This window comes from Burkholderia sp. AU15512, from assembly GCF_002223325.1.
Lineage (GTDB): Bacteria > Pseudomonadota > Gammaproteobacteria > Burkholderiales > Burkholderiaceae > Burkholderia.
Genome location: NZ_NKEX01000008.1, coordinates 120583 through 146954, shown reverse-complemented (window position 1 = coordinate 146954; position 26372 = coordinate 120583). Strand labels below are relative to the sequence as shown.

The following is a 26372-nucleotide window of genomic DNA, read 5'->3' as shown; positions in this document are numbered from 1 at the left end:
ACAGCGTCACGCAGGCCGACACGAGCACGGGTTTTGAAGCAGACGGCCCCACGTCGGAAACGGATGCCACCATTGCCGCTGCGCGCAGCGGTTTCAGCAAGGCACCCGGCCGCCGCCCATCATGCACCATCGCTGCGTCTCCTGGGGCGGGGGCGCGTACGGCAGCCCGGTCCTCGGATCGAGGTGGTCATACTGCCCCATGGGGTGTCGTGCCCGCCACGCGGCCTGCTCCGCATACTGTTGCTCGATCGCGGCGTGCTCTCGTGCCAGATCCGCCTTCTGCGCGTCGTCCACTTTCTTCGTCATCGTCACGAGCCGGGCGAACTTCGGATCGCGAACATCCTGCAGCGGCGGAAACGGCGGCAAAGGCGGCATGATCAGCACCGGGCCGTTGTATTTCGGTATCGGCAATTTCGACGGCCGGCCAAAGTTCGCCGCCATATCCATCTCCCACAACGCAGCGCTCATGCCGAGCACGTGTTCGTAGTCGCGATTGACGACCGCCAGCGTGACCGGCCCCGACGGCGCCGGCAATGGCTGCAGCGAAGGTGGAAGCGTCTGTCGAGCGTCGGGATAGATGATGCGGGCATACACGATCGCAGCGGCGGAGTACTGCTGGAGGACTGCCTCGTACGCATCCAGTATCTGCTCTCGACCGTAGCCGCCAGGATTCTCGAACATCGGCTTGTATGCCAACACCTTCCGGCTATACAACGCATTCGCATTCCGCTGCTCCGCGACAGCCTGTTGTTGAGGATCGGCCGGCGCGGACGCCGACAGCGGCGCACACCCGGAAAACATGCTGGCGGCGAGCAATAGCCCGGCTGTCGCGCAAACAGCCGACGCGCATCGACGCGACCGGTCGGCGGTCGCCCGGTTGACCCAGGCGAACAAAGCAGAGGCTTGCTTGATGGTTGTTGTCTGCATGGCAGGGTGTCCGGAAGGCGTGGTCATCTTGAGCTGGGTCCTGATCGCGACTGCGAATGCGATGCGTCGCAGTCGAAAGGAAAGCGGCACGAAGCCGTTACTGGGGCGGCACCTCAACCAGGCGCACGTCGCACGACGATGCCCCGGTCGACGAACGACGCCAGCAACCCCGTGTACGTAGGACATGCGCCGGTCGCATGGTGTGCAAGCACATCGTCGATTTCGGCCGAGTCGTTGCGCACGCATTCGTACTGCCGCGCCGTGGATGGATGCAGCGATGCGAACGCGCCGCACAAATGCACGTACGCAACGACTTCCTCGAACATTCGCGTATTGATCTCGAGGGCGACCATCATTTCCGAGCTATATCCGCACTCCGAATCCACCTTTGCTGCATAGGCGCGCATGTCATAGGCCGGCAGCCAGGGTGGCTCCAACCCGTTCAGGCTACGGGCGATCTCATCGATACTGGCTGTCCGTGTCATCGTGAAATTCCTGCGCAAGCCACACTCGGCGCCCCTGCACCGCTTCGCATCCGGTCCACAGCTTGACGACGCGAGAAGAACGATATGATGAATGTATACTAGTCGATCTACTTTGACTAGAATCGCGATCAGCAAGACCGAGGCAATCGGCGCACGCACAACGATCGCCGTGTTTCTACTTCTCGATATATTTTCCGATCCTAATATTTGGGAAATGAACACGTTTCATAAAAGTGCTATTCGGCGGTTAATACACGCCCGACATGCCGGCGACAGGCAGACCTATGTGCGTCGTCCCTTGAAGCCCGCTTCCACCGATCTCTCCGGATCTTCCGCCATGCCGCGTGCCGCCGTTCTGCCGCTTCTCGCCGCATCGTTCGCGTCGTTCGCGTCGTTCGCAACGAAGGGCCTGGTCGGCGCCGGCCGGGTGCCTGGCCTTGCGCTCACCGTGCCGGCCGCCGCACAAACGCATGCCTGCGCGCCACGCGCGGTGTCCGAGTTGAGGGACTTCCCGTCCGTCACGGATTACGACGTCAAGTGCCGCTGATCGCCCGTCGTCGGCTGCCTTACCCAGGCCGCCGCGCCAACCAGGAGCGCCACATGCAACGCCTGCCCATGCGCCCCCCGCCCGCCGTCTGGTGCGCGCTATCCGCCGGCGTCCTGCTGATCGGCCTGAGCGCGTGCAAGCGCGCCATGCCGCCCGCCAACCCGACGGCGGATCCGGCATCCGCGGTGTCGTTGCCGGCCGTCCATGTGCCGGAAACGACCCCTGCATCGCCGCTGCAAACGCTGCTGGGCGTATTCGGCGCGGCGAAGCCGGCAACCTGGCCGGCGTTCGACAACCTGCCCGGCGTGCAATGGACCGACGCGAAGCCGCTCGGCAATCCGGACGGCCATTCCCCCGAGACCACGCACTACCGTAGCGGCAGCACGCTGCTCACCGGCTTCGGCGACGTGGATGTGCCGGACGGCAAGGTCGGCGAGGACGCCGGCATCAAAACGGACAACGAAGGCCACGTCGGCGTCGTCCTCAATGGCAATGCCACCGCGGTCCTGTCGATCGCGTTGCGCAAGTTCTACCCGAGCGACGACACGCAGGACATCCTGCTGCGCCAGCTCGGCCGCCGCGCCACGGTCAAGCGCATCGCCGGCCGATGCGCGCTCGACTACGGCACCACCGCGCCGAACACACAAAACAACGTGTTCTTCCGGGTCAGCATCGCCAACGCCGCCGTGCCGGTGTTTGCGGAAACCTACGTCGATGAAGAGGGCGGCAATCAGGGCCCGGGGGCGACGAACTTCGTGTTCTACCGCACCCGGCCGGATCAACGTATCGCGAGCATGAAGTGCAAGCGCGCCGACGCCTGAGCAGGCGCGCTTCGGCGCAAGGGCATCCGCACGAGCCGTGCATGCCAGCGCCTGCCTGGCGCCGCCAAGGCGGCCGACGCAGCGAGTTTCGGGCGCATCACCACCCATCCGGACTGCTGATCGAATGGAAGACAGCGGCTTGACGCCATCACTACACGGGGGAAGCACCATCATGAATTCCACACGCCTGCGCCTGACCTTCCTTGGGTTCATGCTGGGTCTCGGCTGGCACCACGCGGCGGCGGCGGCCGGCTGCGAGGACAATTTCAAGCGTGAAGCCGACACCGGTGCCGGCACACGCTTCTCGACGTTCGCCACGGTGCCGGGCCTGGATGCACGCAACGCCATCGCGCAACTCAAGCAGATCGCCGCGGGCGACGGCTTCCTGATCGGCGACGAGCACTACACCGGTTCGACCGGCCAGCTGACGATCCAGCAACAGCAAAGTGACCGCGCCCGCGGATTCGCCATCACGCTGACGGCCAATCAGGACTCGAAAACCCTTTCCGTGGCGACGACGTTGCCCGCGGGCATGCAGGCAGCACCCGAAGCCATCCGGGGCGGCATGTGCGGCATGCTCGGCCGCGTCGACATGAGCCGCAGCGCAGCCAGCACCGGCGTGGCCGTCACGGCGCCCGCGTCGTCCGGCGACGCCTTTCCGGGCGCGCCCGCCTTTACCACCTGCACGTACAACTTCCGCCCCGCGCTGGATGGCGTCACCGGCCGCCACTACACCACCTGGTTGCCGATCAAGGCGCTGAACCCGGCGGACGCGGCCGCCCGGCTGACACAAGCGGCCACCGCGGCAAACCTGAGCGTGACGTCGAACGAACGGCACGGCACGCTGACCGAAGTCACGCTCGTCCAGCCGCTTCCGGACCAGGGCGAGAAGCGCGCGTTCCCGATCCGCTTCATGCTGGAGGAGTCGCTGGGCGTGATCTCCGTCGTCGCCCGACTCAACCCGAAGCAGGAGATGGACGACGACACGCTGCGCAAGGAAATCTGCTCGCTCGTCGCGGCCGCCACCGCGGCGCCGCCGGGCGAATCGAAAGAGCCGCCGGCGCTGCCCCGCGAGCGCAAGCTGGAACGCTGGCACGCCGGCATCGACTGGCTGATCAACCGCGCCGTGGTGGCCGGCAAGTCCCTCGTGATCGTGCCCGCCATCAACCTCGACAGAAAGTACACCGGCGACGAAGCCGTCAACGAGAAGAAATGGGCATTCCGTACCGACGTGACCGCCACCACGATCTGGCAAAACAAGGCCAACGCCCGTGACGTGATACGCGTGGGGCCGGACGAACCCTTCAACGAAGTGGGGCTGCACGGCTATGTCTCGACCTTCGTGGCGGGCAACGCGCAGTACTTCGTCTACATCGTCAATCCGGGTACCTACACGGTCGCCGGCAACACCTACGAGACGACCGCCAACGCGATGTCGCAGCTCGGCACCCAGCAGAAGCCGGGGCGTTCGCCGCTGGGGCAGATCGCGTTGCTGCCCAAGAAGAACACCGACTTCATCCAGTCGCAGGAATGGTTCAACGCGCAGTTTCGCGACCGTGAGGTCACGGATACGTACTGCTCGTCGGTCTTCGTCCAGAGCGGCGGCTGCGCATTCTGGGCGACGGAGAAGAGAACGGTATCGGAGATGACCGAGCCCGCGGGATGGAAGACCGTCACCCGGGAGAAGTCCGTGGACGGGCTGGCGGTCTCGACCCGGCTCAAGCGCGAGTTTGCTTCGTTCAGCGTCGCGGCGGGCGAAGCCGTCGTGATCGACGGGCTGTACCCCACGCCCCCCAACGCGGACTACGACAAGCAAGCCTGCGAGATCGTCAGCGGCCAGATCCAGTGCGACCTGACGCGCTATACCCTCACACGCATCCCGGCCGACATGGCGCACGTGCAGGGCCTGGCATCCGACCCGGGGTTCTACCCGCGCGCCACGCGCATCCTGTCCAACGCCAGGTATCGCCCGCTCAAGCTCCTGGGCAAGCCGGGCGAACTTCGCTCGGTGTACGGTCAGGACTATTCGCTCGGCGTGCGTTGAGCGCACGCCCCGATCATCGCCATGACCGCCAAAAACCTGAAGCGCGGCCTCACCCAGGCTTCGAACAACCGAATCGGCACGGAAACCAGCATGAAACCCACCCTCCAGCACGCCGCCTGTGTCGCCCTGCTCTTCACAGCGGCTTCCGCACATGCAATCGACTGCCAGAAGGCCGGCAACCGCGTCGAGCACACGATCTGTGCCGATGAAAAACTCAAGGCCGCCGATGCGGAAATGGGCAAAGCCTATACGGCCGTCATGCAGCAGGCGGGCAACGATAGCGAATTGCGCGCGATGCTGGTCCGCAGTCAGAAACGCTGGCTCGCGGCGCGTGACAAGCGTTTCGCGGATCCGGTCGATTTCCCCGGCGCACCGAATGCCAAGGCCCTGCGGGCGAGCCTGCTGCAGGCGATCCGCCAGCGCACCGAGACCTTGAGTGAACGCGGCAAGGCCGCGCCGCGCCTGCTTGAAACGGCCCTTGCGCAGCGCACCTTTCTGACTCAATTCACGGGTGGCCCGTTCGCCGGATTCGAGACCCGATGCGACTTCCTGCCTCACGACGGTCAACTGAGCTATGGCTGCTTCAGCGAACGCCGCTATCAGAACCAGGACAGGATCTGCACCCTGCAGGACGATTGGGCGAGCGGCGGCTACTACGAGACGCGCCTGGTCGGCAACGTCGTCCAGGGCAGGCTGGAAACCGTTGCGGCGTGCGGCGACGGCTCCGAAGGCGGCAGCCCGTGTCCGGATGTGGATGAGACGCGCAAGGCGGCCGCCGGCTGGAATCTCCATCCAGGCCGCCCGGCCTTGACGCCAACGGCCCTGCCCAAGCTGGATGCCGAAGCCGAACTGGGCACGGAAGACACGGGCTGGCTACGTGCCTGCCTGACCGACAGCCGCTACCCTCGCGCGGCACGCTGAGAACCGCGCGCATCGGGTGCGTTGGCGATGTTCATTCCCACGCGGGCTGAAGACATGCACGATTCTGCCGGTGCGAAGCCTCCTCGCACATGACCCGAATCAGTCCGCTCTAATTGCGCCATCTGGAGTGCGAAGCGGTTCCTTTACCCATCATCACCCGCCACAAGGATTCAGCATGACGCCGCCCCGACGCAGCACTCCCGAACTTTCAGTCCGGCACACCGATAGCAGGTTCGTCACGCGGTGGATCATCGTGGCGGCCTTGAGTGTCTGCCTCCCGTTTGGCAGCGTGTACGGACAGCCTGCGGACGCGGCCACGCCGGACTCCGCAGGCAAATCGCCTATCGCGTCCCAGGCGCCAGCCGACCTGAGCACGACGCAAGCGCTGCAACGCATGCTGGCGCTGATTCGGGCAAGCGGCCAGGTTACCGACATCACGCCCGACACGGTACGCCGCCTCTTCGGCGTGCAGACCACGGCGATTGGCAAGGATCAGTTCGGCTATGGTCAACGCTTGCCGGGCAACTGGGCATTCAGTCTCCAGCGGGTAACGGTCGGTGATACCGGCCCGCGTGTGGATCTGATATTTGATCCGATTCCCGGTACGCAGGCTTCTCCGCTGACGACGTGTGAACCCACCTTCGCTCAATTCACGAAGGCACTGGAGTCAATGGGGTTCAGTCGCCGCACCCATTACGGCGAACATGGGCGGTGGGTCTTCGATGCTTTCGAGCGGCCTCGCATGGATATCAGGGTCTACCCAGTCAGGGCGTTCTCCGACAACGGCGAGCCGCTGGGCCCGGCCTGCGTGAAGGCGGTACTGGTGCGATAGGGCAACCCGCATGCCGTGCGCCGGCCGGTTCACCCGGAAACCCATCGCAGTTCATTGATCGTGGAATCGTGGCGGTGCGGTCGGCCAATGCCTGTCAGCCTTTCCTCTGCGGCCCCTCAAACGGAACATCGTCCCACGAGCGAACCGGCGCTCACGGTCAATTCGACGATCGGTGGTAAGTCGCGATATATCGTGCCTGTCCAAGGATGTTTCCGTGCATCTGATAGGCAACGACCGCCGGACTCGACGTCGGTTTCACGTCGACACGCGGAATGGACAACGCGGATACCGTCACGATGTATCGATGAGATTCGCCTTGCGGCGGGCATGGCCCACCGTACCTGGATTCGCCAAAATCGGTCAGCGTCTCGAGCGCGCCCACCGGCATGAGCCGTACATCGCCCGATGCCCCTTTCCGAATCGACGTTTCCGAAGGCGGGATATTGACGACTTCCCAATGCGTCCAGCCGAGCCCCCCGGTCGGGGCATCAGGATCGTACATCGTGACGACGATGCTTCTGGTGCCAGCCGGAACGTGTGCCCACGAGACGCGAGGCGAGACGTTGTCGCCACGACATCCAAATCCGTTGTACACCTGAGCATTCGTGAACCGACCGTCATGGTCGAGATCGTCAACCGTTACCGTCAGCGGATCAGCAAAAGCAACTGCGGGCACGGCTGCGAAAAGTACCGTGGAGCAGATACTCGATCGCAGAAAAATACCCAATCTCATGGCGGGATCCTGAGAGAAATTCGATGTGATGTTTCGCACGACCGGATTGACACGCGATATGCCGTTCCTGCAACGATCGTCGACGCGGATTCAAGGCTCGCACTTCAACCATGAGTCGCACCCATGACGGGGCTCACCCTGGTGCCTGTGCGACAGCCTACGCGGCACATCCTAGGTTCATCGTGAATCCGACAGTAGGTCGGCGGACAACATCAGCATGTTGCGTGAAACAGAACAATCCACGAATGCATGCCGGAGCGGCTCGTCGCGCTTGCGGCATGCCATGGGCGCGCACTCGATCCGCAAGATCGATGCCCCCACCGGGCAGGCGGATTGCTCCTTGCATCGGTTCCTGATCATCGCCCCGGAGACAACGATGCCGACCGACCTCAACCCGCCGCCGCCCGAGCGCCATCGGCTCGGCGAATGGATGGCCCGCGAAGAAGCGCACATGGCCGCGTTCCGCGAAAAAATCGCGGCCGAGGCCCGCGCGCATGCCGGCGACCGGCTGCGTACGCCGGCCGTGCAGGAACTCGCGCGGCTGTTCGACGATCATGCAGTGCTGCGCATGACCCTGGTCCGCGCGATCGATGAAGCGGTCGATTCAGGCCGCCGGCTCGGCTATACGTCCATCGACGAGTTGATGACCGTCCTGGATCACCTGATGACCTACACGCCGCCGTTCAGCGACGCGAGCCTGATCGTGTGCCCGATCAACGCCTTTCTCGACTGGCCGATGTGCATGCCGTCGGGCCATGCGCTGTTTCGCGACGCCGCCGTCAACGCACATCTGCAGAACGTGCTGAACGTATGGTGCGGCTTCCTTGGCGGCCCGCATTCGCGCGCGCATCTCGACACGTCGGCGCCCGACGGCTGGTTCTGCGACGCGGCGAGCAAGCGCATCGGGCTATCGCAGTTCCAGTATCGCGACGACCAGCCGCACGGCGGCTTCACGTCGTGGAACGACTTCTTCACGCGGCGCTTTCGCGACGGCGCGCGCCCGGTCGCGGCGCCCGACGATCCGCACGTGATCGTCAGCGCGTGCGAGGCCGCGCCGTACCACGTCGAATCGAACGTGAAGCTGCGCGACCGCTTCTGGATCAAGGCGCAGCCGTATTCGCTGCGCGACATCTTCACGCCGGCCCGGCTGTCGCTCGCCGAGCGCTTCGTCGGCGGCGACCTGTACCAGGCGTATCTCAGCGCGTACAACTACCATCGCTGGCACGCACCGGTGCGCGGGGTCGTCACGCATGCGTATCGGGTCCACGGCACCTACTATTCGATCGTCGAGGCGGAAGGCCCCGACCCGGCCGGGCTGAACGACTCCCAGGGGTACACGACGGCGGTCGCGACGCGCGCCGTGGTCGCGATTGCCTGCGACGATCCCGGCATCGGCACCGTGGCCGCCGTGTTCGTCGGCATGGGCGACGTGTCGTCCTGCGTGATCGACGTCGTGCCGGGCCAGCGCGTCGACAAGGGCGACGAGATCGGATACTTCCAGTTCGGCGGATCGACCTGTTGCCTGCTGTTCGAAGCCGGTGTGATCGACCGGTTCGTGTATGCGCCGCCGTTCGAGCACGACACCGCTGTCGTGGCCGTCAATTCACCGGTCGCGATCGCACGGTGAATCGCACGTGCGTCGGGCTCGCAGGCTCGACGCACGCCGGTTGTCGGTGCAATGTTTTCAACGGTTTGTAATGCCGCGGAACGTCGGTGGACGTCGGTCAGCGTGACACGGCGAATGGCGTCGCCCGACGCGGGTCACGCCGCCCGTGGCGCCAGGGAATCGATCAGCGCGCCGTTGAAGGCCGGCAGGTCGTCCGGCTTGCGGCTCGTGATGAACGGGCCGTCACGGACGACCTCCTGGTCGACCCACTTGCCGCCCGCATGACGGATATCGTCCTGAAGGCTCGGCCAGCTCGTCATCGTGCGGCCTTCCACGAGGCCCGAGGACACGAGCAGCCAGCCCCCATGGCAGATCGCCGCGACCGGCTTGCCGGCCCCGACGGCCGCCGTCACGAACTCGCGCGCGGCCGGCACCATCCGGATCGCGTCGCCGTTCACGACGCCGCCGGGCAGCACGACCGCGTCGTAATCGCCCTCGCGCGCGTCGTCGAACGTGCGGTCGACCTTCACGCGCGCGCCCTTGTCGACGTGCCTGAAGCCCTGGATCTCGCCACCCTTCTCCGAAATCACGTCGACCTGCGCGCCTTCCGCCGCGAGCGCGCGCTGCGGTTCGACGAGTTCGGCTTCCTCGAAGCCGTCGACCGCGAGGATCGCCACCTTGCAATGAACCAGCCTTCCGCTCATGAAGCTCTCCTTCAGTGACGCGGCACACGTCGTGCCGCGCCGGTTTCGCAGCAAGCGGCGTGCCGTTTCCGCCCACGGGACGCACCCGCCGTCTGCCGCGTCGGCGTTGACGCATTCACGTTTCAGCCCCCAGCCGCGCGCGCATCGACGCGGTGATGCGCTGCCGCGCGTTCGCATAGCCTTCCCACGGATCGCGTTTCAACGCATCGAGGCGTTCACGCAGCGTGTCGATCGTCCATTGCGCACCGCCCGTCGTGGCGGGCACCTCGTCCCAGTCGAGCGGCACCGATACGCCCATGCCAGGCCGCGCGCGCACCGAATACGCGGCGATCGTGCTCGCGCCGCGGCCGTTGCGCAGGTAGTCGACGAAGATCTTGCCGCGCCGGTGGCGCGGCCCCATCGTCGCCGTGAAACGGTCGGGCAGCGCGCCCGCGACGTGCTGCGCCACCGCGCGCGAGAAATCCTTCACGTCGTCCCAGCCCGCATGCCGCGTGAGCGGCACGACGACGTGCAGCCCCTTGCCGCCGCTCGTCTTGCAGAACGACGCGAGGCCCAGCTCGTCGAGCAGCCCGCGCACGAGCTGCGCGGCGTCGATCATCGCGCGCCACGGCAGCGCCGGATCGGGATCGAGGTCGAACACGATGCGGTCCGGCCGCTCGATGTTCGACGCGTGCGCGTTCCACGTGTGCAGCTCGACCGTGCCCATCTGCGCGGCGCCGAGCAGCGCATCGACGCTGTCGATCGACAGCAGCGGCCCGTGGCCGGGATCGAGCCCTTCGTGCTGCGTGACGAACGGGATCTCGCGGCGCTCGGCATGCTTCTGGAAGAACAGTTCGCCGGCGATGTCGCCCGGTGCGCGCACGAGCGACACGGGCCGGCCCTTCAGGTCCGGCAGCAGCCACGGCGCGACCCATTGCCAGTAGTGCGCGAGGTCGATCTTGCGCGTGCCGCTGTGCGGATCGAGCACCCGATCGGGATGCGTGATGCGCACGCGGCCGAACCGATCGGCGGCGGCCGCGCGCTGCGTGTCGCCGGCAGACGCGGACGCGCGCGCGCCATGCTTGCGGCCGTGCGCCGTATCGGGTTGCGGGGCATGCGAGGATGCGCCATGCGCCGCGCGGGTTTCGTTCATCGTCGCCTCCGTTTCGGTTGGCCGCGGCACTTCGCGGACGATCTGCCGCGCCGGCTTGTCTTCGCGCAGCGCGATGAACGCCGCCTGCCGCACGATGCCGTCGCTCGTCCATTCCGCGAATTCGCATTCGGCGACGAGCGTCGGCTCGACCCAGTGGACGCGCGTGCGGGACCGTTCCCGCGGCGGCGGATCGAACGGCGTCGTGCCGCGTTCGTGCTGGCGCAGCGTCGCCGCGAGCCGGTCGAGCAGACGCGTATCGAACCCGGTGCCGACCCGGCCGACATAGCGCAACGGCGGTTTGCCGCGTGGTTGCTTGCCGCCCGCGGCCGGTTCGTACACGCCGAGCAGCAGCGCGCCGAAGCCGTGCCGGCTGCCCGACGGCTCGGTATAGCCGCCGATCACGAACTCCTGCCGCCGCCGGCATTTCAGCTTGATCCATGCGGACGAGCGGCCGCCGCGATAGCGTGAATCGGCGCGCTTGCCGATCAGCCCTTCGAGCCCCGTGTCGCACGCGCTCGCGATCAGCGACGCGACGTCGTCGCCGAGATCGGGCGAGTAGCGCAGCCGCGCGGGGTCGCTACCGGCGAGCAACGGTTCGAGCAGCGCGCGCCGCGCGGTGAGCGGCGCATCGCGCAGGTCGTATCCGTCGAGAAACGGCAGGTCGAACACGAACAGCGTCACCGCGTCCGAACGGCCCGCGCCAAGCGCGTTCTGCAGCGCCTGGAAATCGGGCAGCCCGTGCTCGCCCAGGACGACGGCCTCGCCGTCGAGCCACGCGTTCTCGACCTCGAGCGCCGCGAGCGCGTCGCGCTGCATGCGCAGCTTCGCGGTCCAGTCGCGACCTTCGCGCGTCATCAGCGTGACGTGCCGGCGCGCACCGCCGCCCGCGATCCGGGCCAGGATACGGTATCCGTCGAATTTCACTTCGTAGCGCCAATCATCGTGAGCGGGCGGGGCATCGACGAGCGTCGCGAGCTGCGGCGTCACGCGCTCGGGCAATGCCGCGCGCACCGCGCCTTCCACCTGCGACGGATCGAGCGCCGTCGTGCACGCCCCGCCGTCAGGCGGCGGATGGGCAGGCGCCTTGCGCGCCGCCTTTGTCCGGCCGTCATGCGCGCTGCCCGGCTGCTGCGCGACGACATCGAAGCTGGCCGCATCGCGCGCATCGTCGTCGCGTTCCTTGATCAGCAGCCATTGCTCCTGGCGCCCCTGCTGCCGCCCGCTGCGCACCAGCGCCCAGCCGCCGTGCAGCTTCGTGCCGTCGAGCCGGAACGTCAGCTTGCCCGCGCGGTAGCCGTCGCGCGCTTGGGCAATGCCGCCGTCGGGCGTCCAGGTGCCCTCGTCCCACACGGTGACCGAGCCCGCGCCGTAATGGCCGGCCGGGATCTCGCCTTCGAACGACGCATATTCGAGCGGATGATCCTCGACGTGCACGGCCAGCCGCTTCACCGACGGGTCGACGCTCGGCCCTTTCGGCACCGCCCATGACTTCAGCGTGCCGTCGAGTTCGAGACGGAAATCGTAGTGCAGCCGTCGGGCGTGATGCTCCTGGATCACGAAGCGCAGCGGCCGGGCCGTGCGCGCCGATGGTCGCGCTTGATGCGCTTTATGCGCTGCTTTATGCGCTACATGCGCCTTCTCCACGCTCGCGTCCGCATCCGCGCGCACGCGCCGCCGCCCGTGCGCCCCCTCGGGTTCCGGCGTCGCGTCGAAGCGGCGCTTGCGGCGATAGGGTTCGAGCTTGCCGGCCATCGCTTCACCCTCCTTCCCGCATCGTCACGCCGCGTGCTTGCGGCGCACGGCGGTCTTTTTCGCCGTGTGCGTGCCGGTCGCACCGTGCTTCGCGGCCGCGCGCTTCGCCGCTGCATTCGCCGGCTTCTTCGCCGCGCCCTTCGCGGACGTTTTCGCCGCCGGCTTGCGCCGCGCGCCCGTCGATGGCGACGGCGAAGGCGCACGGTCTTCCTCGTCGTCGTCCGCGCGCGCGGCACGCGCACCACCGCCGCCCTTCAGGCTGCGCTTGAGCAGCTCGGTGAGATCGACCACGTTGGTCGCCGTGCGCGCCGTCTGCGCGGGGCGATCCTCGATTTCCTCGATGCGGCCCGCGCGCACCTTGCGCTCGACCAGCTCGAGGATGTCGTCGCGGAACGTGTCGTGATACTCGTCGGGCGTCCAGGAGCCCGACATGTCGTCGATCAGTTTCTTCGCCATCGCGAGTTCGCGCGCACTGACGCCCGCGCGCTTCGCGTCGTCGGCCGGCACCGACAGTTCGTCGAGCGGCCGCAGTTCCTCCTGCCAGCGCAGCGTATCGAGCGCGAGCAGCGGCCCGACCGGAATCAGCGCGCCGAGATGCTGGCGGTCGCGCATCACGACGTGCGCGATGCCGATCTTGCCGCTGTCCTTCAGCGCGTCGCGCAGCAGCGCATAGACCTTCTCGCCCTTGCGGTCGGGCACGAGGTAGTACGGCGTGTCGAGATACAGGAACGACACGGCGCCCGCATCGACGAACGTGACGATGTCGACGGTCTGCGTCGATTCGGGGTTCGCCGCGCGGATCTCGTCGTCGGTCAGCACGACATAGCGCTCCTTCTCGTACTCGTAGCCGCGCACGATGTCCTCGCGCGTGACTTCCTTGCCGGTGCGCTTGTTGACCTGCCGATAGCCGACCGGGTCCATCGAGCGCTTGTCGAGCAGCCGGAACGACGGCTTCACGGTGCGCGTGGCCGGGAACAGCTGCACGGGCACGTGAACGAGCCCGAAGCTGATCGCGCCTTTCCAGATCATGCGTGTCATCGATGTCCTCCTTGCGGCGTCCGTCGCCGCGCGCAACCGTCAGGGCTTTCGGGAACGGCTGCGCCGCACGATGCTGACGTGGCCGTTGCGCTCCAGGATCGCCGCGTCGACGTCCGACAGGTCGTCCGCGCCGAGCGCCTGACGCACGCTCTCATGGACGTCCGTCGGCGTGATCAGCGCCGCGCGCATCTGCGCGTCGTCGAAGCGGCCGTTGCGATACACCTCGCGTTCCGCGCCGACCAGCAGCCGCTCGAGCCGGCGCGAGCGCAAGCAGGCCAAGCCGATCACGCGATGCAGCAGCGCGATCGCGAGCGACGCGGCCACCGTCGCGACGAACGGCGACGCACCGACCACCGCGCGGCTCAGGATCGCGCCGAGCAGGATGCCGACCACGTAGTCGAACGGCGAACGCTGGCCGAACGCGCGCCGCCCGGCGATGCGGATCAGCACCAGCGCGATCCCGAACACGACGATCGAGCGCAGCACCATCTGCCCGGGGTCGAGCATCCGGCCCTGCCCGAACAGCGCGACGACGACGTCCATGATCGCGTGGCGCTAGGCCGGCAACTCGGCGGCCTGCTGCTCGCGTGCCCAGACGCGATGGCGGCCGATATGGTCGGACAGGTCGTTCAGGACTGCGTCGAGATCGACGGCCTGCCCGACGCACACGCCTTCGGCCGGGTCCGGCAGGTGGGCGGCGCTCAGCAATTGCCGCCCCGACCCGACGGCCGCGATCGGCTTCAGGTGCTTGAACGCTTCGCGCACGAAATGCCGCGCGTCGGCGCTGTGCGCGAGGTCGCGGCCGTCGCCGTCGCCGCCGCACACGAACACCGCGTCGAACATCACCGACGGCATGCCGGCCAGCGTCGCTTGCGGCACGATGCTGCCGATCGGCGCCAGCGTCGGCGCGACGATCGTCGGCACCGCGTGCGCGGCCAGCAGCGCATCGCGCACCTGCTGGACGAGCGCCTCGCTCGTGCCGCCGGTCGCGATCAGCGCGATCTTGCGCGACCGGATGCCGGGCTTCGCGCGGCCGATCAGGCTCAGCGCGGGCGAACGCTGCGCAACTGCCGGCGTCGCGCCCCCGTGCGGCGCGGGCAGCCCGAGCCGTTCGGCCACCTGCGCGGCCAGCCCCGCGTCGAAGCGGGCGATGATGTCGTTGACCACCCGCTCGCGAATGTGCGGCTGCGTCACCTTGCCGAGCTCGAAGCAGTACGCGTCGCGGATATGCCGCTGCTCGATCTCGGACATGCTCTGGTAGAACAGCGCGGGCTGCGAGAAATGATCGGCGAACGTCTCGCTGCGCACGCGCACCTTGTCGCCTTCGAGCGGCTCGTGCACGGTCTCGAAGCCGCCGCCGGCCGGCGCGGGCGGCGTCTCGCGCGGCCAGCCGCCGCTCGTCGAATTCGGTTCGTACGACGCCTGCCCGACGTTGATCGTCTGCCGGTGCATCGCATCGCGCTGGTTGTTCGCGAACGGGCACACCGGCCGGTTGATCGGGATCTCGTGGAAGTTCGGGCCGCCGAGCCGGCTCAATTGCGTATCGGTGTACGAGAACAGGCGCCCCTGCAGCAGCGGATCGTTCGTGAAGTCGATGCCGGGCACCACGTGCCCCGGATGAAACGCGACCTGCTCGGTTTCCGCGAAGAAGTTGTCGGGATTGCGGTTCAGCGTCATCCGGCCGATCGGCCGCACCGGCACGAGTTCTTCCGGCACCAGCTTGGTCGGGTCGAGCAGGTCGAAGTCGAACTTGTCGGCATCGGCCGGATCGATCATCTGCACGCCGAGTTCGAACTCCGGATAGTCGCCGCGCTCGATCGCCATCCACAGGTCGCGCCGGTTGAAGTCCGGGTCATGGCCGGCAATGCGCTGCGCTTCGTCCCACAGCAGCGAATACGCGCCGCTCACGGGCCGCCAGTGGAACTTCACGAAACGCTCGGCGCCGGCCGCGTTCACGAAGCGGAACGTGTGCACGCCGAAGCCGTCCATCGCGCGGAAGCTCGCGGGCAGCGCGCGGTCGGACATCAGCCACAGCACCGTGTGGGTGGTCTCCGGCACCAGCGACACGAAATCCCAGAACGTGTCGTGCGCGGACGCGCCGGTCGGCATCTCGTTCGGCGCCTCGGGCTTCACCGCATGCACGAAATCGGGAAACTTGATCGCATCCTGGATGAAGAACACCGGCATGTTGTTGCCGACGAGGTCGTAGTTGCCCTCTTCGGTATAGAACTTCACCGCGAAGCCCCGCACGTCGCGCACTGTGTCGGCCGAGCCGCGCGGCCCCTGGACCGTCGAGAAACGCACGTACACCGGCGTTTCGGCGGCCGGGTCCTGCAGGAACGCGGCCTTCGTGTAGTCGGCCATCGGCTCGTACACGCGGAACACGCCGTGCGCGGCCGAGCCGCGCGCGTGCACCACGCGCTCCGGAATGCGCTCGTGATCGAAATGCGTGATCTTCTCGCGCATGATGAAGTCTTCGAGCAGCGACGGGCCGCGCGGGCCGCCGCGCAACGTGTTCTGGTTGTCGGCGATCCGCACGCCCTGGTTGGTGCGCAGCGCCTCGTGGTCGGGCCGCGAACGGTGCTCGTCGAGCTGGCGCGATTTCGCGCTGTCCTGCGGCTGGGCGGGCGGCGTCTTGCCGGATGAGGGGGAATGGGTCATCGATTGAATCCTCGTGGCGTTCGGAAGGGTATCCGCCGCGCGCGCCGCATGACTGCGGCACGCACGTGGCGGGAACAGCAGGAAAACCGGCGCGGCCGGGCGCAACCGCACCCGCCGGCCGGCGGTGGCTTCATTCAGGGTGCGCGCAACGCCGCGTCGAGTTCGGCGCGCGTCACGTCGAGCGCGACGTTGCATTCGATCGCCGCGTCCTCGACGCGCGGCTGGCGCGCGTCCACCGCGCGCTGCGCGCGGTCGCCCAGATGGGTGCGCACGCGCAGCCGTTCGGCCGCGTCGAGCGACGCATAGCGGGTGATCACGTCCGGATCGAACCGCAGGTCGACCGCGCAACGCCAGTCGCGCGCGCTTGCGTCGGCCGGCACACGCACCCACGACACCTGGATCGTCAGCCGCCCGGACGCATCGTCCGCGTGCACGACGACGGTCGATGCCGACGGGGAACCGTTCGCGAGCGCATGCTCGAGTTCCGCGATGCGCTGCGACCGGTTGGGCGTGACGCTCATCGTCGGACGACGCCCAGCAGCAGCGTGACCAGGAAGATCACCACGAAGATGTAGAACAGGATCTTGGCGATCTCCGCCGCGCCGGCTGCGATGCCGCCGAACCCGAACACGGCCGCGATGATCGCGATGATGAAGAAGATGATGGCGTATCGAAGCATGGAACCCTCCTGGATGACAGCGGTCGCCGGTACGTATCGGCGTCGATCAGGCGTCGTGCTTGTGTTTCGGTTTGCCGTGAGCCGGCGTGGAAGCCATTTTCTCGAGCTCTTTTTCGCTCATCGATTTGGCCATCGACTTCGAAGGCGGTTTGAGATCCTTCATCTTCGTCTCGCCGCGCTTGGCCGACAGGGCGGCCCCGGCGGCGCGTTGCTGGGCCTGCGATTTGGCTGGCATGGTCGTGCTCCTCTCGTGGGTGCGCGCATCGCGGCAAGCGGTGGCGCGCACGCGGTTGAACGTGGTCGAGTGCGGTCGAATCGCCCGGCCGTCACGCCGCGTCACGGCACTGCGGGCCGGCTCGCGAAATCGTCATCGCCCGGCGATCCTTCGCCACGGCGCCACGCGCAAGAACGATGCCTCGGCCGCGTGGCCCCGGCGAAGCCCGCCTCGAAAGCCGCCCGATGAGTCGATTCACGGTTGACCGTCTGCATGCCTCATGCATTGAGCGTGCCAGCTCGTCGAAGCGCGTCCGTGGCGGGTTCGCGCTGCGTGTCGCCGCGAGCGGGAGCGGATTATTTACAAGCCGACGGCAAGTTTTGGACACACATTCTGTAAGCCGTGAAGCATGCCGGATCGTCAACCGTCATCGCTTCGCGTCGATGCGATCGACGGCCGAACGGTCGAGAAAGGCGGTCGTCAGTGCCGGCAGGTGGCGCAGCAGCCACGCGGCCAGGCTGCGCTCCTGTTGCAGGATCCGTTCGCAGCATGCGTGGATCTCCGCTTCGCCGGCAGCCTGCGCGGCCGCGGCGAGCGCCGTATACGCGGCGATCTCGACGTGCGCGAACGCGTAACCGGCCAGCGCGCCCTTCACCACTTCATCGACGGCCAGCATGCCGGTCGCGATCCGGCCATACGCGGCAACGCGCGCGGCCAGATCCTTGATCGCGGACGGCGTCGTGCCGAGCCGCATCAGGCAGGCTTCGACGAGCGCCTGCTGGCCGATCGTGTCGTCGAGATGCTGGCGCAAGCGATCCTGCAGTTGCGGATAGTGATCGAGCCGTTTCAGTTGCGCGGCGAGCAGCATCTCCGCCTGCCGCTCCATCGCATACGCATCGCGCAGCCAGTCTTCCAGGTGTTCGCGCGGATTCGCCATCGGTTTCCTCCGGCCGCATCGCGGGGCGGCATGCCGTGCGCCGCATTGGACGGCGCGCTGCACGGCGCACGCGATCCCGCGCGCATGCCGTGAGCGAGGTACGGACGCCGGGTCAGTACTGCATCAGCGGCGGCGTGCCCGGCAGCGGCCGGTCGCCCTGCGCACCGTTCGCGCCGGTCGAGGGCCCGTCGGCCGCTTCGCCGCCGGCCGCGCCCTGCGGCATCAGGGTGCCCGGCGCCGGGCGCGTGTCGCCACGTGTATTCGCGTCGGGCATCGTCGTGGTCGACTGTGCGCCACGGCTGTCGGGTGGCGTCCCGCGGGCGCCGTAGGGGCCGTTCGCCGGTTGCGTGCATGCGCCCAGCGCGCACGCGGCGGCGCACGCAAGGATGCCCATGCGTATCGTCTTCCGGATCGGGTTCATCGCAATCCTCCCTGTGACCGGCATCTCATAGCCGGTTGAAATGGAAATCGCCGGCGTACGCGGTCGGGGCGCGACGCGCCATCATCGCGTCGAATTCGACCGCCACGCGCGTGAGCGCGCGGCGCTGCGAGTCGATGGCGGCGTGCTCGAGCGCGGCGAACGCGTCGGCGTCGAACGCCACGGTCAGCGACGCCGGATGACCGTCGACGCGAAAGCCGATATGCAGCGCGCCGCGCGGCTTTTCCTCGATATGGAACGGCATCGCGCGCGCCTCGAAATGGCGGCCGAGCGTTTCGGCGATGTCGCGCAGCACGCCGGGTTTCACGCGGATGCTCATGGCGATGCCTCGGTGCGCGTTCGCGATACCACGCCCATCGGGGGCGTATGCTCCGGCGGCTCGCGCTCGGGCGGGGCATGCCCCGGCGGGTCGCCCTCGGGTTGCCGGTACGGCTCGGGCAGGTCGGGGGGCACGTCGTCGGGATCGGGCGGTTCCGGATCCGGCCCGATGCCGGGTAGCGGCGGTTCGGGCCGCTGCAGCCACTGCGCTGGGTCAGGTGTCATCGGCACTCCCTCCTTGCGGGGTCGGCGGGTCGACAGCGGGCGCGACCTTCGCCTGCCCAAGGTGCGCAAGCCGCATGCCGTCGTTCTCGCCATCCGCGTGTCCGCCGCGACGCGCACGCGGGTGCCGCGAACGGCCTGCCGTGCCTTCGCTACACCGTCCGCTGCAAATCTTGCAACGGCGCGGCTACGCGTCGAAAGCGGCCATCACGAGCCACAGCTCGCGGCCGTCATCGCGCACCTGCGCGGCGAGCGCATACGGGTCGTGCGGCTCGCACGCACGCTGCAGCGCGAACCGCGCGGGCTCGGTCGAGCCGAACGTCTCGCCGCCGAGCGGCCTCACGTCTGCCTTGCCTTCGAACATCCGGCGCTCGGGCCGGTAGATCAGCGGTTCATGCTTCCATTCGTTGAAATGGCTCTTCAACGAATCGAATCCGCCGCCGCATATGTTGACCTCGTAGCGCACGCCCGGTCGTCGTTTCGGAATCGTCATCGTGCCTCCCGCTCGATGTAGATGTAGACACGGCCGGCACCGGTTGCGCCATCCGCCTGCGTCATCAACATCGTCATCGCCCTCGCGGCAAGTCGCGTGCCGCGTGCGTTCGGTGCATATCGGCGTATCTCGGCGCAGACCGGGCATGGCCGTTGCGGATGGGACACGCCATCGGCATCGACATGGAGGCTTGCGATGAAGGATTCGACCCGGACCGGCCACGACGCGCCGGCACACGAACGGCAACCTGATCCGTCGCCGCCGCTCAAGCACCACGACCGCGCGCGCACGCGCCATTCGGAACGCCATATCGACAAGCAGCTCGAGGACACGTTTCCCGCGAGCGACCCGCCCGCGACCGGCGGCGTCACGCGCATCGAGCCGGACACGCCGCCCGGCACGCACGACGAGGGGCCGTGGCAGGACAAGCGCGAACGCGGCGACGCGTGAGCGCGCACGGCACGTGGCTTGCTGATTTTGTGCGGCCCATTTCGATCCATTGCACTACCGCATTCGTGAGGAGAATTTCATGCATCGCGTCAACGAAATCATGTCGCAGGACGTCGTGCACATCGCACCGACCGACTCGATCCGTCATGCCGCGCAACTGATGGAGCGCTACGACATCGGCGCGCTGCCCGTGTGCGACAACAACCGGCTGATCGGGATGGTGACGGACCGGGATCTCGCGGTGCGCGCGATTTCGGCCGGCAAGCCGCCGGAGACGCGCATCCACGAAGTCGCATCGGGCCCGATCGAATGGTGTTTCGACGACGATTCGCTGGACGAGATCCAGCACTACATGGCGGACGCGCAACTGCGCCGCCTGCCGGTCGTCGATCACGACAAGCGGCTGGTCGGCATGCTGTCGCTCGCGGACATCGCGACGCGCATGGCCGGCCCCGAGCGGGACGATCTCGCGAACACGCTCGAAGGCGTGTCGCAACCGAAGCAGACGTGACGGAGCGACCCTCGCCCCGTCCCGACCCACCCGCGCGACCCGCAGGGCCCGCCCCGGGCACCGTCGCGCCCCATGCAGCCTGGAGGAAACCATGCAGACTTCCGATCAAGGTCAAACCCGCATCATCGGCAAGGGTGCCGCGACGGCGGCCGGCCCTGGCCCCGACGTGATGGCGGCCGATACGCTGGAAGGCGACAAGGTCTATACGACCGACGGCGACGATGTCGGCAAGATCAAGGACATCATGCTCGACGTGCGCTCCGGCCGCGTCGCCTACGCGGTACTGTCGAGCGGCGGCATCCTCGGCATCGGCGACAAGCTGCACGCGATCCCGTGGAGCGCGCTCACGCTCGACACCGAGCGCAAATGCTTCCTGCTGTCGGTGTCGTCCGAGCGGATCCGCAACGCGCCGGGGTTCGACAAGGACCACTGGCCGGCGATGGCCGATCCGCAATGGGCGACACCGCTGCACGAGTTCTACGGCAGCACGCCGTACTGGAGCGCCGGCGACGAACTCGGGCTGACCGACCCGACCGAGGAACTGAACGATCCGCGCTCACGCGACCGTCTCTGATCGCGCCATCGCGCTGCGCCGGTTCACCGGCGCAGCCGCTTCGAACGCCCCGCCCGCGCGGGGCGTTTTTCTTGCCGGCCGTCGCGGGGGCGGCCCGGACGCGACTGGCGACAGGCGCTACGCGCGATGCCGCAGCGCGTCGATCACGACGGTAAACGCGCGCGACGCCGGGCGGCGGCTCGGATAGTACGCGTGGTAGCCGGGAAAGACCGGGCACCAGTCCGGCATCACGATCCGCAGGCGGCCGTCGCGGACATGCTCGAGCACGATGTCCTCGGTGACGAACGCGATGCCGAAGCCGTCGAGCGCCGCCTGCACCATGTGCGGCTGCGTGTTGCAGGTGATCCGGCCGTTCACGCGCGCCAGCACGTCGTTCCTGCCCTTCTTCAGCTCCCACGCATAGATGCCCTTCGCGGTGGCGAGCCGCAACGTGACGCAATCGTGATCGAGCAGGTCCTGCGGCTTCTTCGGCGGCTTGCGGCCGTCGAGATAGGCCGGCGACGCGACCATCGCCATCCGGACGTCCGGGCTGATCCGCACGGCGATCATGTCCTTCGCCACCTGGTCGCCGTAGCGCACGCCGATGTCGTAGCGCTCCTCGACGATGTTCGACAGCCCGTAATCGACCGACAGCTCGATGCGGATATCGGGGTAGTCGGGGAGGACCTGCCTGAGTTTCGGCCAGATGATCGTATCGATCGGATGCTCGGTGGCGGTAATGCGCACCACGCCGGCCGGCTTGTCCCGGAAATCCGACAGCGCGGCCAGTTGCGCGGTGATCTCGTCGATGCGCGGGGCCACCGCCTGGAACAGCGCCTCGCCCGCGTCGGTCGTCGACACGCTGCGCGTCGTGCGCGTCAGCAGCCGCACGCCGACCCGCGCCTCGAGATCGCGAATGGTATGGCTCAGCGCCGACTGCGACACGCCGAGCCGCGTGGCCGCACGCGTGAAGCTGCGCTCGCGGGCCACCGCGAGAAACACGAGCAGGTCGTTCAGATTTTCGCGCGCCATGTCGAAACGCTCCGGTCGGGACGGACGCTCATCGTAGCACCGCCGGCGGCGATTCATCAGTTTGGCTCATGAGTCCAAGCGCGCCGCGCTACTTAATCGATCCGCGACGAATCACTAGACTGCGAAGCCATCGACCCGATGCGTCGCGGCAGCGCCCGGACGCTCGGACTACCCGCATTCCGGAGCCCAACCTCATGCCTACCCGCTTTCTCACCGCCGTCGCCGCCATCGCCATGCTGGTCGCGTCCGGCTCGCCGTTCGCGCAATCCGCACCGGGCCTGACGCGCGAGCAGGTCCGCCAGGACCTGCGGCGCTACGAGGCCGCCGGCTTCAATCCGGCGCGCATGAACCCGCGCAGCTGGGTCGACGACGCCCAGGCCGCCGCGGCCCGGGTGCAGGCCGGGCGCGCCGACGACGCGCGCACGCAACTCGCCGTGCACGGCGCCACGACGCGTTGCGACTGAGCGCGCGCCCCCTTCTTTTTTCCGATCCGGTTTCCGACATGCCATCCGTCTCCACCCCCGATCGCGGCACCGCACCCGACGGTGCGGCCGCATGGGGCGCCGTCCTCGCGATGTCGCTCGGCGCGTTCGCGCTGGTCGCCTCCGAGTTCATGCCGGTCAGCCTGCTCACGCCGATCGCAGGCGACCTGCACGTCAGCGAAGGCCAGGCCGGCCAGGCCATCTCCGTGTCGGGCGCGTTCGCGCTGGTCACGAGCCTGTTCATCGCGTCGCTCGCCGGCCGGCGCGATCGCAAGCCGCTGCTGCTGGTGCTGACCCTGCTGACGATCGTGTCCGGCACGCTCGTCGCGTTCGCGCCGAACTACGCGGCGTTCATCGCCGGCCGCGCGCTGATCGGCGTGGCGATCGGCGGCTTCTGGTCGATGTCGGCCGCCACCGCGATGCGCCTCGTGCCGGCGCCGCACGTGCCGCGCGCGCTGGCGATCGTGAATGGCGGCAACGCGCTGGCGACCGTCGTCGCGGCCCCGCTCGGCAGCTTTCTGGGCGGAATCGTCGGGTGGCGCTGGGCGTTCTTCTGCGTCGTGCCGGTCGCCGCGATCGCATTCGGCTGGAAGCTCGTCAGCCTGCCGTCGATGCAGTCCGCGCCGCGCCGCGCGTCGGCCAACGCGCTCAGGCTGCTGGCCCGGCCGCCGGTCGCGCTCGGCATGGCGGCGGTGAGCGTGTTCTTCATGGGCCAGTTCACGCTGTTCACCTACCTGCGTCCGTTCCTCGAAACCGTCACGCACGCGGGCACCGTCACGCTGTCGCTGCTCCTGCTCGTGATCGGCGTCGCGGGTTTCGCGGGCACGTTCCTGATCGGCGGCGTGCTGGAACGCGGGCTCTACCGGACCCTCGTGGCCACGCCGGCACTGATGGCCGCGATTGCGGCGGCGCTGATGGTGTTCGGCGGCTCCACGGCGGCCACCGCCTGCCTGCTCGGCGCCTGGGGGCTGCTCGGCACCGCGGCGCCGGTCGGCTGGTGGACGTGGCTCGCCCGGACGCTGCCGCACGATGCGGAAGCCGGCGGCGGGCTGATGGTCGCGGTCGTGCAACTCGCGATCGGGCTCGGCGCGACGATCGGCGGCATGCTGTTCGACCTGCACGGCTACCGCGCGACCTTCGCGATGAGCGCGGCGCTGCTCGCGCTCGCCGGCGGGCTGGCCGCCGTCGCGGGCCGGTCGGCCCGACATGCCGCCACGCGCACCGGCGGTTGATGCCTGCGCCGCGACGCCCCGACGGCTTTTTTACAAGCACCGTGTAACCGCCCCGTCCGGCGTCGCGCGGCCGCTCGCCGCGTCCAGATAGCCCAGCAGCCGGTGCGGCGTCAGCGGCTTCGCGCAGTGCGCGTCGAACCCGGCTTGCTTCGCCGCCTCGCAATCGCGTCGCGACGCTAACCCGCTGCACGCGACGAGCAGCATGTCGCCGGTGTGCGGATCACCGCGCAGCCGCGCCGCCAGCTGCAGCCCGTCGAGGCCCGGCATCGCGATATCGAGCACGACCGCGAACGGCTGCCAGTCGCGCGCGATCGCGCAGACGGCGAACGGATCGACGGCAACGCGGCATTCGAAGCCGCGCGCCTCGAGCAGCAGGCGCAGCGCATCGGCGGCGTCGCGATAGTCGTCGACGATCAGCACGCGACGCGGGCGCCGCGGCACGCTGTCGGGGGCGCGCCACAGCAGCACGTCGTCCGCGGCCGGATCGTCGCCGGGATCGGGAAGCATCGCGTTTCTCCTGTCGTTGACACCGCCTCCACGCAAACCCCGCGCCCGTCCCGGCCGATGCGGAACGGCGGTTGCTGTACAGGTCGAATCGTCGTACCGGAGCCCTTCATGCGCGTCACGCTGCGCTTTCGTTTCTGTCTCGCCCCACCGGCGTGGGCGACCTGTCGCGCCCCGGGCCGCACGGGCGTCGTCACATGACGCGCCATCCGCCGCCCGCCGCCGACGACGCACCGGCGACACTCGGCGCATGCCGCCGCTGCGCGTTGTGGGAGCATGCGACCCAGCCGGTGCCCGGCGCCGGACCCGTCGACGCGACGATCATGCTGGTCGGCGAGCAGCCGGGCGACCAGGAGGACCGCCAGGGATTGCCGTTCGTCGGCGCGGCCGGGCGCATGCTGGACCGCGCACTCGATGAAGCCGGGATCGAGCGCGCGCACTGCTACCTGACGAACGCGGTCAAGCACTTCAAATGGGAGCCGCGCGGCAAGCGCCGGCTGCACAAGACGCCCGCGCAACGCGAGGTGGCCGCGTGCCGCTACTGGCTCGAACGCGAGCTCGACGCGGTACGGCCGCGCGTCGTCGTCGCGCTCGGCGGCACCGCGTTGCGCGCGCTGCTGCAAGACAACGATGCGACGCTGGAGGCCGCGCGCGCGCCGATTCGCACGGCGCAAGGCCTGCTTGTCGTCGCGACCTATCACCCGTCGTACGTGCTGCGCACGCGCGGCGCCGATTCGCGCGAGCATGCGTACCGGAGGCTCGTCGACGCGTTGCGCACCGCATCGCGCCTGGCCGGCGCACGCGGAGGCACCCGATGAGCGCACCCGGCGACGACGCGCAGCCGGCCGCGGGCGTCGCGCGGCGCACTCCGACACCGTGGTACCGGCGGCTCGGCCCCGGCCTGCTCGCGGGGGCGTCCGATGCCGATCCGAGCAACATCGCCGTTTACGCGCAGGCCGGCAGCCAGTTCCGCTTCAACATGCTGTGGATCATCGTCGTCACGCTGCCGATGATGGTGGCCGTGCAGCTCGCGGCGGCGTTCATCGGGCGCCGCAACCGCGCGGGCCTCGTCGCGGGCATTCGCGAGCACTACTCCGACCGGCTCGCCAAGGCGCTGATCGTGATGGTCGCGATCGTCAACGTCGTCAACGTCGGCGCCGATCTCGCGGCGATGGGAGACGCGACCGCGCTCGTGATCGGCGGTCACAGCTACTGGTATGCCCCGGTCTACGGGGTCGCCTCGCTCGCGCTGCAAGTCATGCTGTCGTACGAACGCTATGCGCGCTGGCTGAAATGGATGACGCTCGGGCTGATCGCCTACGTGCTCGAACTCGGCTTCGTGCAGATCGACTGGCACGCCGTACTGCACGCGATCGTGCTGCCCCGGATCGAATTCACGCATGCGTATGCCACCACGACGGTGGCCGTGCTCGGCACGACGCTGAGCCCGTACCTGTTCGTGTGGCAGGCCGCGCTCGAAGTCGAGGAAACGGCATCCACGGGGCGCGACACGCGCAGCGAGACCGAGCGGCGCGTCACGTTCGACACGTGGTTCGGCATGGTCGTCACGAACGCGGTGTCGTTCTGCATCATGGTGATCGGCGCCGCCGTGTTCTTCGAGCACGGCCGGCACGACATCGGCAGCACCGCGCAAGCCGCCGAAGCGCTGCGGCCGATCGCCGGCGAAGCCGCGTTTCTCGTGTTCGCGTTCGGCATCGTCGGCTGCGGGCTGCTCGCGATTCCCGCGTTCGCGGGCAGTGCCGCGTACGGCTGCGCGGAAGCGTGGCAGTTCCGCGAAGGGCTGAACGAGCCGGTGCGGCGTGCCCCCACGTTCTATGCGGTGCTGGCCCTGTGCGTGTTCGTCGGCATCGCGATGTGCGTGAGTCCGATCGACCCGATCAAGGCGCTGTACTGGAGCGCGGTGCTCAACGGCGTCGCGGCGGTACCGATGCTCGTGATGGTGATGCTGCTGTCGCAGCGGCGTGAGGCGGCCGGGCAACCCGGCAGCGGCATCGTGTCGAAAACCTTTGGCTGGCTCGCCGTCGTGCTGATGGCGGCGTCGGTCGTGACGATGGTCGTCGACCTGCTGACCTGAACCGCGCA

Annotated in this window: 31 protein-coding genes; 13 read left to right on the top strand and 18 right to left on the bottom strand. The window is 68.2% G+C overall.

Annotated features, from left to right (window positions below):
* Positions 1-93: 93 nt before the first annotated feature.
* Positions 94-927, bottom strand: a complete 834-nt coding sequence (locus CFB43_RS33000; protein ID WP_256990168.1) for a hypothetical protein — start codon at positions 925-927, stop codon at positions 94-96.
* A gap of 113 nt (positions 928-1040) precedes the next feature.
* Positions 1041-1412, bottom strand: a complete 372-nt coding sequence (locus tag CFB43_RS32995; RefSeq protein ID WP_144023158.1) for a hypothetical protein — start codon at positions 1410-1412, stop codon at positions 1041-1043.
* A gap of 112 nt (positions 1413-1524) precedes the next feature.
* On the opposite strand from CFB43_RS32995, the gene CFB43_RS38145 reads away from it, so the two are divergent.
* From CFB43_RS38145 to CFB43_RS32970, 5 genes are all read left to right on the top strand, one after another.
* A complete protein-coding gene (locus CFB43_RS38145) occupies positions 1525-1959 on the top strand; it encodes a hypothetical protein (RefSeq protein WP_144023157.1) in 435 nt (144 codons plus the stop codon).
* Complete coding sequence (locus CFB43_RS32985) at positions 1950-2780, top strand: hypothetical protein (RefSeq protein WP_144023156.1); 831 nt, start codon at positions 1950-1952, stop codon at positions 2778-2780. Before CFB43_RS38145 ends, CFB43_RS32985 begins: the two co-directional genes overlap by 10 nt.
* A gap of 172 nt (positions 2781-2952) precedes the next feature.
* A complete protein-coding gene (locus CFB43_RS32980; protein ID WP_144023155.1) occupies positions 2953-4824 on the top strand; it encodes a hypothetical protein in 1872 nt (623 codons plus the stop codon).
* A 21-nt stretch (positions 4825-4845) separates the two neighbouring features.
* Positions 4846-5745 (top strand): lysozyme inhibitor LprI family protein, encoded by a 900-nt coding sequence (locus tag CFB43_RS32975; RefSeq protein ID WP_089498336.1) that lies wholly within the window; start codon positions 4846-4848, stop codon positions 5743-5745.
* Positions 5746-5920: 175 nt separating this feature from the next.
* Positions 5921-6577 carry a hypothetical protein gene (locus CFB43_RS32970; RefSeq protein WP_089498335.1) on the top strand — a complete coding sequence of 219 codons (657 nt, stop codon included), beginning with the start codon at positions 5921-5923 and terminating at the stop codon, positions 6575-6577.
* 157 nt (positions 6578-6734) lie between these two features.
* Here the strand turns inward: CFB43_RS32970 and CFB43_RS32965 are convergent, their stop codons facing one another.
* On the bottom strand, positions 6735-7310 hold the full coding sequence (locus tag CFB43_RS32965) for a YbhB/YbcL family Raf kinase inhibitor-like protein (protein WP_089498334.1): 576 nt from the start codon (positions 7308-7310) through the stop codon (positions 6735-6737).
* Between the two features lie 376 nt (positions 7311-7686).
* Here CFB43_RS32965 and CFB43_RS32960 point away from each other — a divergent pair, with 376 nt between their 5' ends.
* Complete coding sequence (locus tag CFB43_RS32960; protein ID WP_089499034.1) at positions 7687-8937, top strand: phosphatidylserine decarboxylase family protein; 1251 nt, start codon at positions 7687-7689, stop codon at positions 8935-8937.
* Positions 8938-9071: 134 nt separating this feature from the next.
* Here CFB43_RS32960 and CFB43_RS32955 read toward each other — a convergent pair whose 3' ends face one another.
* The 13 genes from CFB43_RS32955 to CFB43_RS32895 form a co-directional block, all read right to left on the bottom strand.
* Positions 9072-9620, bottom strand: coding sequence for a type 1 glutamine amidotransferase domain-containing protein (locus tag CFB43_RS32955; protein WP_089498333.1), 549 nt, complete (start codon positions 9618-9620; stop codon positions 9072-9074).
* 115 nt (positions 9621-9735) lie between these two features.
* Positions 9736-12504 (bottom strand): DNA ligase D, encoded by a 2769-nt coding sequence (gene ligD, locus CFB43_RS32950; RefSeq protein ID WP_089498332.1) that lies wholly within the window; start codon positions 12502-12504, stop codon positions 9736-9738.
* A 24-nt stretch (positions 12505-12528) separates the two neighbouring features.
* Positions 12529-13542, bottom strand: a complete 1014-nt coding sequence (gene ku / locus CFB43_RS32945; protein ID WP_089498331.1) for a non-homologous end joining protein Ku — start codon at positions 13540-13542, stop codon at positions 12529-12531.
* Positions 13543-13581: 39 nt separating this feature from the next.
* Positions 13582-14085, bottom strand: coding sequence for a DUF421 domain-containing protein (locus CFB43_RS32940; RefSeq protein WP_089498330.1), 504 nt, complete (start codon positions 14083-14085; stop codon positions 13582-13584).
* A gap of 12 nt (positions 14086-14097) precedes the next feature.
* Positions 14098-16203 (bottom strand): catalase HPII, encoded by a 2106-nt coding sequence (katE, locus tag CFB43_RS32935; RefSeq protein ID WP_089498329.1) that lies wholly within the window; start codon positions 16201-16203, stop codon positions 14098-14100.
* A 134-nt stretch (positions 16204-16337) separates the two neighbouring features.
* Entirely contained in the window at positions 16338-16724 is a 387-nt protein-coding gene (locus CFB43_RS32930; protein WP_089498328.1) for a DUF3022 domain-containing protein, read from the bottom strand.
* The gene (locus CFB43_RS32925; protein ID WP_006767422.1) at positions 16721-16882 is read right to left on the bottom strand and encodes a DUF1328 family protein; all 162 of its coding nucleotides are present in this window, start codon (positions 16880-16882) and stop codon (positions 16721-16723) included. The genes CFB43_RS32930 and CFB43_RS32925 overlap by 4 nt, the downstream gene beginning before the upstream one ends.
* 46 nt (positions 16883-16928) lie before the next feature.
* Positions 16929-17117, bottom strand: a complete 189-nt coding sequence (locus CFB43_RS32920) for a DUF3008 family protein (protein WP_039371381.1) — start codon at positions 17115-17117, stop codon at positions 16929-16931.
* 406 nt (positions 17118-17523) lie between these two features.
* Positions 17524-18033, bottom strand: a complete 510-nt coding sequence (locus CFB43_RS32915) for a DUF892 family protein (RefSeq protein WP_089498327.1) — start codon at positions 18031-18033, stop codon at positions 17524-17526.
* A 112-nt stretch (positions 18034-18145) separates the two neighbouring features.
* Positions 18146-18454 (bottom strand): hypothetical protein, encoded by a 309-nt coding sequence (locus CFB43_RS32910; protein ID WP_089498326.1) that lies wholly within the window; start codon positions 18452-18454, stop codon positions 18146-18148.
* Positions 18455-18479: 25 nt separating this feature from the next.
* A complete protein-coding gene (locus tag CFB43_RS32905) occupies positions 18480-18791 on the bottom strand; it encodes a hypothetical protein (protein ID WP_089498325.1) in 312 nt (103 codons plus the stop codon).
* A complete protein-coding gene (locus CFB43_RS32900) occupies positions 18788-19015 on the bottom strand; it encodes a hypothetical protein (RefSeq protein ID WP_089498324.1) in 228 nt (75 codons plus the stop codon). Before CFB43_RS32900 ends, CFB43_RS32905 begins: the two co-directional genes overlap by 4 nt.
* A 184-nt stretch (positions 19016-19199) precedes the next feature.
* Entirely contained in the window at positions 19200-19505 is a 306-nt protein-coding gene (locus tag CFB43_RS32895; protein ID WP_089498323.1) for a hypothetical protein, read from the bottom strand.
* A 195-nt stretch (positions 19506-19700) separates the two neighbouring features.
* Here CFB43_RS32895 and CFB43_RS32890 point away from each other — a divergent pair, with 195 nt between their 5' ends.
* The 3 genes from CFB43_RS32890 (at position 19701) to CFB43_RS32880 (ending at position 21040) form a co-directional block, all read left to right on the top strand.
* Positions 19701-19955 (top strand): hypothetical protein, encoded by a 255-nt coding sequence (locus CFB43_RS32890; protein ID WP_089498322.1) that lies wholly within the window; start codon positions 19701-19703, stop codon positions 19953-19955.
* 79 nt (positions 19956-20034) lie between these two features.
* Positions 20035-20466, top strand: a complete 432-nt coding sequence (locus tag CFB43_RS32885) for a CBS domain-containing protein (protein WP_089459853.1) — start codon at positions 20035-20037, stop codon at positions 20464-20466.
* 91 nt (positions 20467-20557) lie between these two features.
* Positions 20558-21040, top strand: coding sequence for a PRC-barrel domain-containing protein (locus CFB43_RS32880; RefSeq protein ID WP_089429293.1), 483 nt, complete (start codon positions 20558-20560; stop codon positions 21038-21040).
* Positions 21041-21157: 117 nt separating this feature from the next.
* Here CFB43_RS32880 and CFB43_RS32875 read toward each other — a convergent pair whose 3' ends face one another.
* Positions 21158-22051, bottom strand: a complete 894-nt coding sequence (locus tag CFB43_RS32875) for a LysR family transcriptional regulator (protein ID WP_089498321.1) — start codon at positions 22049-22051, stop codon at positions 21158-21160.
* 194 nt (positions 22052-22245) lie between these two features.
* On the opposite strand from CFB43_RS32875, the gene CFB43_RS32870 reads away from it, so the two are divergent.
* Together CFB43_RS32870 and CFB43_RS32865 are read left to right on the top strand one after the other, a co-directional pair.
* Positions 22246-22515 carry a DUF4148 domain-containing protein gene (locus CFB43_RS32870; protein WP_089498320.1) on the top strand — a complete coding sequence of 90 codons (270 nt, stop codon included), beginning with the start codon at positions 22246-22248 and terminating at the stop codon, positions 22513-22515.
* A gap of 38 nt (positions 22516-22553) precedes the next feature.
* Complete coding sequence (locus CFB43_RS32865) at positions 22554-23765, top strand: MFS transporter (RefSeq protein WP_089498319.1); 1212 nt, start codon at positions 22554-22556, stop codon at positions 23763-23765.
* A 30-nt stretch (positions 23766-23795) separates the two neighbouring features.
* Here CFB43_RS32865 and CFB43_RS32860 read toward each other — a convergent pair whose 3' ends face one another.
* The gene (locus CFB43_RS32860) at positions 23796-24272 is read right to left on the bottom strand and encodes a response regulator (RefSeq protein ID WP_089498318.1); all 477 of its coding nucleotides are present in this window, start codon (positions 24270-24272) and stop codon (positions 23796-23798) included.
* Positions 24273-24466: 194 nt separating this feature from the next.
* Here CFB43_RS32860 and CFB43_RS32855 point away from each other — a divergent pair, with 194 nt between their 5' ends.
* Entirely contained in the window at positions 24467-25087 is a 621-nt protein-coding gene (locus tag CFB43_RS32855; RefSeq protein ID WP_089498317.1) for a UdgX family uracil-DNA binding protein, read from the top strand.
* Positions 25084-26364, top strand: coding sequence for an NRAMP family divalent metal transporter (locus CFB43_RS32850; protein ID WP_089498316.1), 1281 nt, complete (start codon positions 25084-25086; stop codon positions 26362-26364). Before CFB43_RS32855 ends, CFB43_RS32850 begins: the two co-directional genes overlap by 4 nt.
* Positions 26365-26372 lie beyond the last annotated feature (8 nt).